The 12,384-nt window shown below is 66.6% G+C and carries 10 protein-coding genes and 1 other RNA gene; 4 read left to right on the top strand and 7 right to left on the bottom strand.

Annotated elements, in window-relative coordinates; genetic code table 11:
* Positions 1–129 precede the first annotated feature (129 nt).
* Positions 130–585: an SspB family protein gene (locus FOA17_RS07220; RefSeq protein ID WP_149140805.1), complete on the bottom strand. Its 456-nt coding sequence runs from the start codon at positions 583–585 to the stop codon at positions 130–132.
* A 78-nt stretch (positions 586–663) separates the two neighbouring features.
* Entirely contained in the window at positions 664–1,911 is a 1,248-nt protein-coding gene (locus FOA17_RS07225) for an aminotransferase class V-fold PLP-dependent enzyme (protein ID WP_149140806.1), read from the bottom strand.
* Here FOA17_RS07225 and FOA17_RS19710 point away from each other — a divergent pair.
* From FOA17_RS19710 to ssrA, 3 genes are all read left to right on the top strand, one after another.
* Complete coding sequence (locus tag FOA17_RS19710) at positions 1,910–2,059, top strand: hypothetical protein (protein ID WP_162528194.1); 150 nt, start codon at positions 1,910–1,912, stop codon at positions 2,057–2,059. The genes FOA17_RS07225 and FOA17_RS19710 overlap by 2 nt on opposite strands.
* Before the next feature lie 88 nt (positions 2,060–2,147).
* Positions 2,148–3,194 (top strand): ABC transporter substrate-binding protein, encoded by a 1,047-nt coding sequence (locus FOA17_RS07230; protein ID WP_149140807.1) that lies wholly within the window; start codon positions 2,148–2,150, stop codon positions 3,192–3,194.
* Between the two features lie 86 nt (positions 3,195–3,280).
* Positions 3,281–3,635: a transfer-messenger RNA gene (ssrA, locus tag FOA17_RS07235) on the top strand.
* A gap of 128 nt (positions 3,636–3,763) precedes the next feature.
* On the opposite strand, the gene FOA17_RS07240 is transcribed toward ssrA, so the two are convergent.
* The 3 genes from FOA17_RS07240 to FOA17_RS07250 form a co-directional block, all read right to left on the bottom strand.
* Entirely contained in the window at positions 3,764–5,149 is a 1,386-nt protein-coding gene (locus FOA17_RS07240; RefSeq protein ID WP_149140808.1) for a cytochrome P450, read from the bottom strand.
* A complete protein-coding gene (locus FOA17_RS07245) occupies positions 5,146–6,381 on the bottom strand; it encodes a hypothetical protein (RefSeq protein WP_149140809.1) in 1,236 nt (411 codons plus the stop codon). Before FOA17_RS07245 ends, FOA17_RS07240 begins: the two co-directional genes overlap by 4 nt.
* A 75-nt stretch (positions 6,382–6,456) precedes the next feature.
* Positions 6,457–7,212, bottom strand: a complete 756-nt coding sequence (locus FOA17_RS07250) for a cytochrome c biogenesis CcdA family protein (RefSeq protein ID WP_149140810.1) — start codon at positions 7,210–7,212, stop codon at positions 6,457–6,459.
* A gap of 68 nt (positions 7,213–7,280) precedes the next feature.
* Here FOA17_RS07250 and FOA17_RS07255 point away from each other — a divergent pair, with 68 nt between their 5' ends.
* Positions 7,281–7,601, top strand: a complete 321-nt coding sequence (locus FOA17_RS07255) for a sulfurtransferase TusA family protein (RefSeq protein ID WP_420841691.1) — start codon at positions 7,281–7,283, stop codon at positions 7,599–7,601.
* A 50-nt stretch (positions 7,602–7,651) separates the two neighbouring features.
* On the opposite strand, the gene FOA17_RS07260 is transcribed toward FOA17_RS07255, so the two are convergent.
* Positions 7,652–10,396, bottom strand: a complete 2,745-nt coding sequence (locus FOA17_RS07260; protein WP_149141418.1) for an Rne/Rng family ribonuclease — start codon at positions 10,394–10,396, stop codon at positions 7,652–7,654.
* 655 nt (positions 10,397–11,051) lie between these two features.
* Complete coding sequence (locus FOA17_RS07265; protein WP_149140811.1) at positions 11,052–12,377, bottom strand: sigma-54-dependent transcriptional regulator; 1,326 nt, start codon at positions 12,375–12,377, stop codon at positions 11,052–11,054.
* Positions 12,378–12,384: the final 7 nt, after the last annotated feature.

Raw genomic sequence — 12,384 nt, forward strand, 5'->3', positions numbered from 1 at the left:
CCGCCCCTTCTAGGCCATGCCCGGGCGGAAAATCAATCGGTATGCGAATGTATACCGCTAACATCCCGGCGACACAGACGATTTTTCGACGAAAAATCGGGCATGGCGATCTTTCGCGGAAAGATCGGCCTATTTGCGGAACTTGTCGAGGCTGACGATTTCGGCGGCATGGGGCGGCTCGGCGGCCTCCTCGACCTCCAGCTCGTCCTCCTCCTCATCCTCGTCTTCTTCGGCATGGGTTTCAAACCGCAGGCCGAATTCCACCGAGGGATCGACGAAGGTGCGCACCGCATCGAAGGGAATCACCAGCGGCTCGGGGCTGTTGCCGAAATTGAGCGTGATCGAGAAACCCTCGTCATCGACCTCGAGATTCTCGAACCAGTGTTGCAGCACCACCGTCATTTCCTGCGGATAGCGCGCCCGCAGCCAATCGGCGATCGCCACCCCCGGATGCGTGGTGTCGAAAGTGATGAAGAAGTGATGCGCGCCCGGCAACCCGTGCGCGGCCACATCCTCCAGCACCGACTGGATCAGGCCGCGCATCGCGCGGTGCATCAGGTTGCCATAGTCAATCGTGCGGGCCATTCAGCACCTCTGCTTCGTCCTCCTCACCATAGGGTGCCCCCCGCGCGATGGAAAGGGGGTTTCCCCGTGGTCAAGCGCTCAGCCATTCAGAACGCGGTCCAGCGCGGCGATCAGCCGGGCGATCTCGGCCTCGGTGGTGTAATGCACGAAGCTGAGCCGCAGCACCCCGCGCCCCAGATCGACACCAAGCGCCCCCAGCGGCCGCACCGCATAGAAATCGCCGCCCCCCGCCATGATCCCGTGCGCGGCCAGCGCCGCCGCCACAGGCTCGGCCGGGCGGTCCAGCGCCACCGCGACGGTGGGCGCGCGGCCCGCCGCCTGACGCGGCCCGATCAGGCGCAGGTCATTGCGCGCGGCGAGATAATCGAGCAGCGGCTGTGCCAGCGCGATTTCATGGCCGCGCATCAGGTCATGCACCGCGCCATTGCGCGCCAGCGGGCTGGCATGGCCATTGCCGAAATGATGGGCATAAAGCGCATCGACATAATCGGCCATGCCGGCGCAGGCCGCGACCTGGGCATGATCCGGGCCCGCCGGGGTAAAGCGCTTATAGAGCACATCGCCATTGAAATAATGCGCCTGGTTGGGCAGCGCCTGCCCGACCTTGCGGCGCAGCACCATGATGCCCTGATGCGGGCCATAGGTCTTGTAGGCCGAAAACAGATAGATATCGGCCCCAAGCGCCGGAATGTCGGGAAAGCCGTGCGGCGCGTAGCTCACCCCATCGACGCAGGTAAAGGCCCCGGCCGATTTCGCCATGGCGCAGATCTCGGCCACCGGGTTGATCTCGGCCACCACGTTGGAGCAATGCGGAAAACAGACCAGCTTCACCCGGCCATCCTCCAGCAGCGGCGCCAGCGCAGCCGGGTCCAGATGCCCGGTCTCGGGGTCGATCGCCCATTCCCGCACCTCAATCCCTTCATCGGCCAGCCGGCGCCAGACGCCGCTATTGGCCTCGTGATCCTGATTGGTGACGACAATCGCGGCCTTCTTGCCGCGCAGCCATTGCCGCACCGCATTGGCCAGCACAAAGGTATTGGCGCTGGTCGAGGGGCCGAAGGACAGCTCGTCCCGCTCCACCCCCATCATGGCGGCCAGGCGCGCCCGCGCCTCGTCCATCTCGGCGCCGCCCTGCTGGCTGGCGGCATAGGGTGCATAGGGCTGCACCTTGCGGTCGTGATAAAAGCGGAACAGCCGGTCGATCACCGGCTTGCAGGTATAGGAACCGCCCGCATTCTCGAAAAACGCCTGCCCTTCCAGGGCGGGGCTTTGAAAGGCGGGAAACTGGCTGCGGACGAAATCGACATCGAGACGCGGGTTGGACATGGCATGGAACTCCCTGATCGGCGCGATCCTGCCCGAGGCGCGGTGCCGCCGCAAGCCGGCGTGGGGCGGTTTTCGCCGCTGCCGAAATTTTGATCAAATCAGGCAATATCTTGCTGACGCGCGGGAAATCGGCCGAATTTTGCCTTGAGCGGGCGCCGCCCCTCGCTTAGCGTCGTCGCAGTCCGCCATGCGCCTTCGAGGGGAGAAGGCGCCGGCCCATTCACCAAGGAGCCTCCATGACCCTTCGCATGACCCTTCTGACCGGCGCCTCTCTGGCCTTCGCGATGCCCGCCCTGGCCGCCGATCCCGACATGACCGTGCTGGACTGGGCCGGCTGGGATATCGACGGGGTGCTGACCGAATATGTCGCCAAGAATGGCGACAAGCCGACCTATTCGTTCTTTGCCGATGATGACGAGGCTTTCCAGAAAGTGTCGTCGGGCTTCAAGACCGATGTCGTCCATCCCTGCGCGGCCCATGTCGGGCGCTATCGCGAAGCCGGGCTGATCGAGCCCTGGGATCCGGCCAAGATCCCGGAATTTGCCAATATCGCGCCGCGCATGCTCGATTCCGCCATCTTCAAGGACGATCAGGGCGTCTGGTTCATCCCGACCGACTATGCCTATACCGCCATCGCCTATAACACCAAGGACGTGCCCGAGGCCGATGTCGCCACGCTTCAGGTCTTCAAGGACCCGAAATATGCCGGGCGCATCTCGCTGCCGGACAGCACCGACGATGTGTGGTCGCTGGCCTTCCTCGCCACCGGCGTCACCGCCTGGGAAAACGTGACCGACGAGCAATTCCAGGCGGCGGCCGACTGGCTGCGCGCGGTGCATCCGAATGTGCGCGCCTATTGGTCGGACCCGGCCGAAATGGCGCAGTTGATGGCCACCGGCGAGGTGCTGGTCGCCTGGTCGTGGAATGACGGCGTGGCGACGCTGAAGGGCGAGGAATTTCCGGTGGGCTTCCAGCGCAGCCCGGCAGAGGGCGCGGCCACCTGGTTCTGCGGTTTTGTCAACATGAAGGACGGGCCGGGCAAGGAAGACAAGGCCTATGATTTCATCAACAGCCTTCTCGCCCACAGCTCGGCGCCGGCGCTGCTCGAAAGCCTGGGCTACGCCCTGTCGAACGATGCCGCGATGAAGGAAATGCCGGAAGACGCGCTAAAGGCGGCCTATGTCGATCCGGTGACCACCACCCTGTTCGCCCAGACCCCGGTCCCGACCGAATTCCGCACCAAGATGATCGAGGAATTCGAGGCGATCAAGGCCGGCTTCTGAGCGCCTCGCAGGCTTGTTACACGGAAAGGCCCGGGCTTTGCCCGGGCCTTGCTGTTTTTGCGGGGTCGCGCGCGATGCGCGCGCCCGCGCTTGCAACGCCGGGCCGGGCGCCCTATATCTGGGCCGTTCGGGTTCGCCCGGACTATGGCGATAAACGCACCTGTAATACGCGGATCGGACCCGGGGGCGGTACCCGGCGGCTCCACCAATACTCCCTCGTTGGGGGCGGAGGGGGCCGAAACAGGATCGACGAACGTCTAAAGAGGCCAGCTTTCGCTCGGTGAGCCACCACCGTTATCGGTGCAAAAGTACAGTTGCCAACGACAACCGTGCTCCGGTCGCTCTGGCTGCGTAAGCAGTTCGGGTAACCGAAACCTCAAGCCCTTGCGCTTAGCCGCGTAAGGCGGGGCCCGCAGGAGCCTGGCAACAGAATCCTGCACCTTCCCTCCGCTATCGCCCTGCCCCCGCCGCCGCTCTGGCGGCGCTGTCGGCAGGTTGAGTATTTGGGCAAGAAGCAAAGGGCGAAAGCCGGGCGCACCGGGTCTGGCCTTTGCTTCTTGTCCAAATACTCATGGCGCGGCGGTGGCCGCTGGTGCTGCGCGGGGGGTGAGGCGCAGCCAGATGCCGCGACGGGCGCGCACGGTCAGATAGGCCACGGGTTCGGGGATGCGCTCCGGCACCGGGTCGATCCGGTAGGCGCGCAGCAGCATGGCGAGGAGGAGCGGCCCCTCGGCCATGGCAAAGCCCGCGCCGGGGCAGACGCGCGGCCCGGCGGAGAAGGGCAGGAAGGCGTCGCGCAGGCCTGCCTTGCCATTGGGCGTGTCGAAGCGCGCGGGGTCGAAGCGGTCGGGGGCATCCCAGATGCGTTCGTGGCGGTGCAGGTGCCAGGGGCTCAGCACGATCTGGGCGCCGGCGGGGGCGGTGCGGTCGCGCAGGGGCACCGGGCAGCGTGTCTCGCGCACCATCATCGGCACCGGCGGGTAGAGGCGCAATGCCTCGCGGAAGACGGCGCGGGCGGTTTTCAGGCGATTGATGACCGAGAAATAGGGCACCTCGCCCAGTTCTGCCTGCGCCTCGGCCGCGACCCTGTCTTGCCAGTCGGGGTGGGTGGCCAGCAGATAAAGCGCCCAGGCCAGCGCCGAGGCCGAGGTTTCATGCCCGGCGAGAAAGAAGATCGCCACCTGATCGACCATTTCGGCGGTATCAAAACGCTGGCCGGTTTCGGGATCGGCGAAGGTCATGATCTTGGTCGCCAGGTCATCGGGCGCGGTGCCGGCGGCGATGGCCTGCGCGCGCTCGGCCGTCAGCGCGGCGATCAGGCTGCGGATGCGCCGTGCCGTGGCGCGGGTCTGGCGGCTGTGAAAGCGCGGAAACCAGCGGGGGAGCGGCAGCAGCGCGCCCAGATTGACCACGGGTTGCGCGGTCTGATGGGCGCGGAATTCGTGAAACACCGCCCCCGCCACGGCATTTTCGATCGGGATCGAAAAGAGCGTGCGAAAGATCACGTCGGCGGCGGCGTGGCTGGTTTCCAGCTCCATCTCATGCGGGGTGCCGGTGGCGGCGGGGCGCAGCCGCTCCACCATCGCGACGCCCGCATCCCACATGGCGGGGAAGGTGTCGCGCAGTCGCCCGCCCTCGAAGGCCGGGTCGATGATGCGGCGTTGGCGTTCCCAGACCGGGCCATTGGTGACAAAGACCGAATTGCCCAGAAGCGGTGTCAGCCCTTCGCGCACGCGGTCGGATTTGGGGAAATCCCGTGGTCGCGTCTTCAGCACCAGATCGACCAGGGCGGCGTCGTTGCACAGATAGCTGCGGAAAAAGGGGGTGCGAAATTCGGCCATCCAGGCGCGATAGAGCCGCGCGGGCTGGGCCGACAGGATATCGCGGCGAAACAGCCGGAAATAGCGCCAGAGCGAGACCTTGTCGGGGCGCGCGGGGGGTTTGGGCGGGATCATGCCACAGTGGTAAAGCGGTTGGCCGCACGGTCAATGCGGCTTTTTGACGGAGGCCGCGCCGCAAACCGCGCCGCCAGGGTGCGCGGCCCGGCGGAGATGCGGAAGTAATCGTAATCCCACGCCTGCCCCGGCAGGTTGTCGAAAGCACAGAGATACTGGAAATGCAGTCGGAAATAGCGGCGTTTGAGGCTTGCCCAGGTCTCGGGGCGCAGGGTCTGGGTGAAGGCCGCCGAAAAGATCAGCGGCCAGCGCTGATCCGGGGGGGCGACACCCGTCACCCGGACCGGATCGCAGAGCGCGAAGGCACAGCCATCGCCCGGCGCGGTCACATCGACCCAGGTCACCTCTGGCCGGGCCGACAGAAAGGCCAGATCGCCGCGCAGGCGTCGTGCCTCGGGCAGGAAGCTGACCATGGGCACCACATGGCCCAGCGTCAGCAGCGACAGCGGCGGCGCGTCGGGCGGCAGGCCCTGGCGCACAAGATCGGCCAGGATCGACACCGCCAGATGCGCGCCAGAGGAATGGCCGACCACCAGCACCTCATCGCAGGGGCCTTGCAGCGCCGCGGCGATCTGGCGCCCGAAATCGGCCATGCGCGCCTCAAGCTCTGGCGGGTTGGCGCCGCCGGCCTGGGCGGAATAGGCATAGTCATGCATCAGGTAATAGGCGTAGAACCGCGCGTCATTGCGCTGAAACCAGCGCAGGATCAGCGCCCCTGCCGCGAGACCAAGCGCCGCCCCCGCCGCATTGGCCACCCCGCCGGGGATCAGCGCCGCCATCCCCCGCCACAGCCCCAGCCCCACCAGCAGCGCCAGCGCCAGTTGCGCCAGCAGCGCCACGATGGGATAGAGCGCGGCGATGATCGGCCCCTTGCGCAGCTGCATCAGCCGGAACAGCGCGCCGCTGCCGATATAGGCCCAGGCGGTGCGCAGCAATTGCAGATAGGTCGCCGGGATCGAGGCCCCCATGGAGCCGCGCACGATATCGGACCAGACCAGCACCTCGATCTCGGCCTCGGTGGCGCGGTCTTCCATCCGGGTGCTGACATGCCAGCCGTAGCGCCCGCCGCCCTGCCGGGGCCGCAGCGCCAGCTCATAGCCCGACAGCGCCGCCTGGGCCGCGCCCTCCTTGCGATAGAGTTCGCGGTAGCGGCGCGGGTGAATCGGATCATAACCGGGGATGTAGAACACCCGCCGGCGAAACGGCCGCTCCTCTGATCCTGTATCGCGCATGACAATGCTTCCCTCGCACTCATCCCCAGTCTTGCCGCACAATCGGGCCAAAATAGGGTAAGCGCCCGGCTGCGTTCAGCCAAGCGCGCCCAGCGAGGGGAAGGTATCGAGCAGGAAGAACGAAAAGGCCGACAGCGCGCCGGTCACCAGCGCAAGCCCCACGGCAATCAGCAACAGGCCCATGGCGCGTTCGATCAGTTTCATGTGGCGCTTGAGCCGGGCCATGACGCCGATCGCCCGTTCGATGAACAGCGCGGCCAGCAGGAAAGGCAGGCCCAGCCCGATCGCATAGGCCGCAAGCAGGACCGTGCCGCGCGAGACGCTGCCCTCGCTGGCCGCCAGCGACAGGATGGCGCCCAGTTGCGGGCCGATGCAGGGGGTCCAGCCAAAGGCGAAAGCGAGGCCCAGCACATAGGCGCCAAGCGCCGATCCGCCCTGATCGCCGGCGTCGATCCGGGCCTCGCGATCCAGAAACGGGATGCGGAACACGCCCAGGAAATGCAGGCCCAGCACGATCACCGCCACGCCCGAGATGCGGGCGAACATCTCCTGATTGCTCAGGAAAAACACGCCGAAGGCCGACGCGGCAAAACCCAGGATCAGAAAGACCGTCGAAAGCCCCATCACGAAAAACAGCGCCGGCAGCAGGATGCGCCGCCGCGCCGCGCGGCCATCGGCGCGCATCTCGGGCATGGAGATGCCGCCCATATAGGCCAGATAGGGCGGCACGATGGGCAGCACGCAGGGCGACAGGAAGGACAGGATGCCGGCCAGCATCGCGACCAGCATGGAGGGCGCAAGCCCGGCGGCGAAGAAATCGAAGTCGATCATGTCCATCCCTTTTGCCCCTGATAGCGCAGCGCGCGGGCGGCGTCATCCTGCACCGATGTCACATCCCCGTGCGACGCCGGTCGTGTTTCGGGCTGGCCCCCCTGCCCGCGCCGCCCTATCAGGAAGAAAAGCCCGGGGGTGACGCCATGGACTACGATGTCGATCTGGATTGCGAGGGGCTGCTATGCCCGCTGCCGGTGCTGCGCGCGCGCAAGCGGCTGATGGCGATGGCCCCGGGCGCGGTGCTGCGCCTGCGTGCGACCGATGGCATGGCGGCGGTCGATCTGCCGCATTTCTGCGCCCAGTCCGGGCATGACTATCTGGGCGCCGCGCCGGTCGGGGCGGCCACCGCCCATTTCCTGCGGCGCGGCAACCTGATGCCGGAATGACAGATGCCGGGCTTTCGGCCCGGCATCTGCCCTTTATCTGAAACGCGGTCTCAGCGACCGACCGACCACCAGCCCTTGCGGCGCGGGCGCGGCTCTGCGCCGTCATCCTCGGCCTCGTCGCCCTGGGCGGTCTCGGCCTCGACCGGGTCCAGCACCAGCGTCTCGGCCACCGCCGCCTCGCCGGGATCGGCCTGCAAGGGCGGCAGTTCCACCGGCGCCGCAACGGCGACCGGATCGGCCGGGGCCGCAACGGCAAGCTCGGGCGCGGCATCCGCCACCACAACATCGGCCACAACTTCGGTCACGACCTCGGGTGCTGCGTCAGCGGCGACCTCGGGCTTGGCCTTGGGCTTGCGCGACCGGCTGGATTTCGGCTTGGCCGGCGCCGCCTCGGCGGGTTCGGCAGCCGCCTCGCCGCCCTGCTCTGCCGCCTCGGCCTCGGCCTTGGCCTTCGAAGAGCGCGGGCTGCGCTTGCGCTTGGGCTTCTCGGACGGCGCGGCCTCGGCCTCGGCCGCCTCGACCGGGGCTTCCACCTCGACCGTCAGCGGCTCTGCCGCACTGGCGCCCTCGTCCTCCTCGGCCTCGTCCTCGGCACCCGCCTCGTCGCCCTGTTCAGACGAACCACCTTCGGCCATATCCTTCGACTTGCCCCGACGACGCGGACGGCGACGGCGCTTTTTCTTGCCATTGCCGCCATTGCCCTCGGCCGCGGCCTCCGGCCCTTCGGCCTCATCGCCCTCGACATCGGCCTCGGCTTCCGCGGCCTCCGCCTCGGCGGCCTCGGCCTCCAGCGCGAGGTCGATCAGCGCATCCTCATCCTCGGCCGGCGCGCCCATGAAGGCGGCCCCGCCGGAAATCGCTGTGCTTTCCGGCACTTGCCGGATCGCGGTCTTGAACTTTTCGATGCTGTAATCGGGGCTGACCAGATGCGGATCCGCCTCCATCCGCACCGCCATGCCATAGCGCGCCTCGATCATCGCGATATGTTCGCGCTTGTGGTTGATCAGATAGTTGATCACAGCGACCGGCGCCTTGAGCAGCACTTCGCGCGACCGTTTGCGCGTTCCCTCCTCCTCCAGCCCGCGCAGGATGGTCAGCGCCAGACTGTCATCCGACCGGATCAACCCGGTGCCATGGCAATGCGCACAGGGCTGCGTCGTCGATTCCAGCATGCCCGGGCGCAGGCGCTGGCGGCTCATTTCCATCAGGCCAAAGCCCGAGATGCGGCCGACCTGAATGCGCGCGCGGTCGGTCTTCAGCTTGTCCTTCAGCCGCTTCTCGACCGCGGCATTGTTGCGCCGCTCCTCCATGTCGATGAAGTCGATGACGATCAGCCCGGCCAGATCGCGCAGCCGCAACTGGCGCGCCACCTCGTCGGCGGCCTCCAGGTTGGTCTTGAGCGCGGTTTCCTCGATCGAGCCTTCCTTGGTGGCCCGGCCCGAGTTCACGTCGATCGCCACCAGCGCCTCGGTCACACCGATCACGATGTAGCCGCCGGATTTCAGTTGCACGACCGGGTTGAACATGCCCGCCAGATAGCTTTCGACCTGATAGCGCGCGAAAAGCGGCATGTCGCCGTGATAGCGCTGCACCACGCGCGATTGCGCCGGCATGATCATGCGCATGAAGTCCTTGGCGGTGCGATAGCCCGCCTCGCCCTCGACCAGAATCTCCTCGATCTCGCGGTTGTGCAGATCGCGGATAGCGCGCTTGATCAGGTTGCCTTCCTCATAGATCGCGGCGGGGGCGATGGATTTGAGCGTCAGTTCGCGCACCTCCTCCCACAGCCGCATGAGGTATTCGTAATCGCGCTGAATCTCCTGCTTGGTGCGCTTGGCACCGGCGGTGCGGATGATCAGGCCGGCGCCCTCCGGCACCTCCATCTCGCCCGCGATTTCCTTCAGCTTCTTGCGGTCGGCCGCCTGGGTGATCTTGCGGCTGATGCCGCCGCCCCGCGCGGTATTCGGCATCAGCACGCAATAGCGCCCGGCCAGCGACAGATAGGTGGTCAGCGCGGCCCCCTTGTTGCCCCGCTCTTCCTTCACCACCTGCACCAGCATGATCTGGCGCACCTTGATGACTTCCTGGATCTTGTAGCGGCGCGCGCGCGGCTTGCGGGGGGCGCGGATTTCCTCGGTCACATCCTCTTCGGCGACCGATTCGATCTCGTCATCCACCTCGGCGGCATGGTCGAGCGCCTGATAGGGCTCGTCCTCGCTCCGCTCGGCGGCAACCGCGCGATCCTCGTTGCGGGTCAGGCTGACCGGCCCGCCCTCGCCGGCCCCGGGCACATCCTCGCCCAGGTCGATCACATCCATCCCCGCAGGCGCCGCAACCGGCACGACAATGGGCGCCTCAGCCCCCTGCGCCTCGACGCCCTCGGCCGCCGGCACGTCACCAGAGACCACCGCATCCTCGCGCGTCACCGCCTCGGCCTGCGCGGGCTTTTGCCGCTGCGACCGCGATCCGCGGCGCGGACGCTGGTCTTCCTCGTCCTCGGCCCGGGCCAGCGCCCGCTCTTCCTCGAGCAGCGCTTTGCGGTCGGCGACCGGGATCTGGTAATAATCGGGATGGATCTCGGCAAAGGCCAGGAAACCATGCCGGTTCCCGCCATAATCCACGAACGCCGCCTGTAGCGAGGGTTCGACCCGCGTCACCTTCGCCAGGTAGATATTCCCCTGGAGCTGACGCTTGTTTACCGTTTCAAAGTCGAATTCCTCGACCTTGTTTCCGTCCACCACCACAACCCGGGTTTCCTCCGGATGGGTGGCGTCGATGAGCATTTTCTTGGCCATGGTGTTCCATTGCGCCATGGCCCGGCCTCCCCTCCCGGAAAGGCCCCCCGTGAATCTTCGTGTGAAGCTTCGCGCGAGGCTCCCGAAACGGTTCGGTCGAGCGGATGGCGGCTTGTTTGGGCGACGCTGCGCAATGCGCAAGGGGCGAGGCGGCCGTCGGGCCCCCCGTCTGTCCTCATGGCATCTGTCGCGCGGCTCATCGCGGTTCGTATTCCCGGGCGCTTGCGCACCCTGTTGTCAAAGCCGGGGCGGGCACAGGCCCGAACCGGCAATCTGGCGGCCTTGCGGCCCTTGGCTCTGCACGGAATACCGCTTTCGGACCTGTGGCCCGAACCGCGCCTCCGGCAGCGAAACTGAAACCGGGGCCCTGAATGTGACAGAAAGACACCCGTGGGATGACAATAAGGGGAGGGGCCGCGAAAACACAATGACAAAATGCGCAGCCCCCGGGCGAAAGCGCCGCCCCCCACGCCGCAAGGGGGCGCTCGCGCCCCCTCTGGCCTCACGGCCATTCACCCCCTGAGGATATTTGGGAACAGATGAAGGGCAAGGCGCGCGTCCCCCTTTCATCTGTTCAAAAATATCCTGCAGGGGGAGGCCCGAAGGGCCGGGGGGCGCAAAGCCCCCCTTCCATCCTTCGCAGAAGGATGGCGCGTCAGGTATAGTCGCCGCGGCTCAGGCCGTATTTCGCCATCTTCTCGTTCAGCGTGCGGCGCGGCAGGCACAGTTCTTCCATCACCGCGACGATACTGCCCTTGTGGCGGCGCATCGTGTTGTCGATCAGCATCCGTTCAAAGGCATCGACATATTCCTTCAGCGGCTTGCCTTCGGTGGTCAGCGCCGGGCCCGAGGCCTCGTTATCCGCCATCAGCAGCGACGCGATGGAGCCCGAGCCGCGGCGGTTTTGCAGCACCGCGCGTTCGGCGATGTTCACCAGTTGCCGCACATTGCCGGGCCAGGGCGCCTGCAACAGCTGCGCCGCCTCTTGTGCGGTCAGCGCCGGCGCATCGCAGCCATATTCCTCGGAAAACTGTTCCGACAGACGGGTGAACAGCGTCAGGATATCCTCGCCGCGTGAACGCAGCGGCGGCAGCACGATGGTCATCGCCCCCAGCCGGTAGAACAGATCGGGCCGCAGGATATCTTCCAGCGTCTTGTCAGGCGCATGTTCGTTGCAGATCGCGATGATCCGGGTTTCGGGCGGGGTGCCCTGATCGTTGATCACCGTCAGAAGCCGCGATTGCAGCGGGTGGCTCAGCGCCTCGATATCCTCAAGGCAGAGCGTGCCGCCGCGGGCCTCCTCGATCATCGGCACGCCGTCCTCGGTCGGGCCGAACAGCTTGGCCGCCAGCTGATCCTCGGACCAGGCCGCGCAGGAGACGGAGACGAATTTCTTGGCCGCGCGCGGGCCGACCGCATGCAGCGCATGGGCGACCAGCGTCTTGCCGGTGCCGGTTTCGCCGTCGATCAGCACATGGCTGTCGGCCTGGCCCAGATCGAGGATATCCTCGCGCAGCCGTTCCATCGCCGCGCTGGCGCCGATCAGCTTTTTCATGATCGTCGTGCCATCCGACAATTCCTTGCGCAGCGCGCGATTGTCGAGCGTCATGCGCCGCGCCTGGGTCGCGCGCTTGGCCAGTTCGGTCATCCGGTCGGGGTTGAACGGCTTTTCCAGAAAGTCGAAGGCGCCCAGCCGCATCGCCTCCACCGCCATGGGCACGTCGCCATGGCCGGTGATCATGATGACGGGCAGCGTGCTGTCCATGCCCATCAGCCGCTTGAGGAAGGCCATGCCATCCATCCCCGGCATGCGGATGTCGCTGACCACGGCGCCGGCGAAATCGGCGGTGATCGCGGCCAGCGCCTCTTCGGCGCTGCCATAGGTTTCGGTGTCAAAGCCGGACAGCGCCAGCCATTGGCTGATCGACTGCCGCATATCCGCCTCGTCATCGACGATGGCAACTTTCATAGCGCGGGCCATGTGGTCC

This window comes from Gemmobacter caeruleus (assembly GCF_008271655.1).
GTDB lineage: Bacteria > Pseudomonadota > Alphaproteobacteria > Rhodobacterales > Rhodobacteraceae > Gemmobacter > Gemmobacter caeruleus.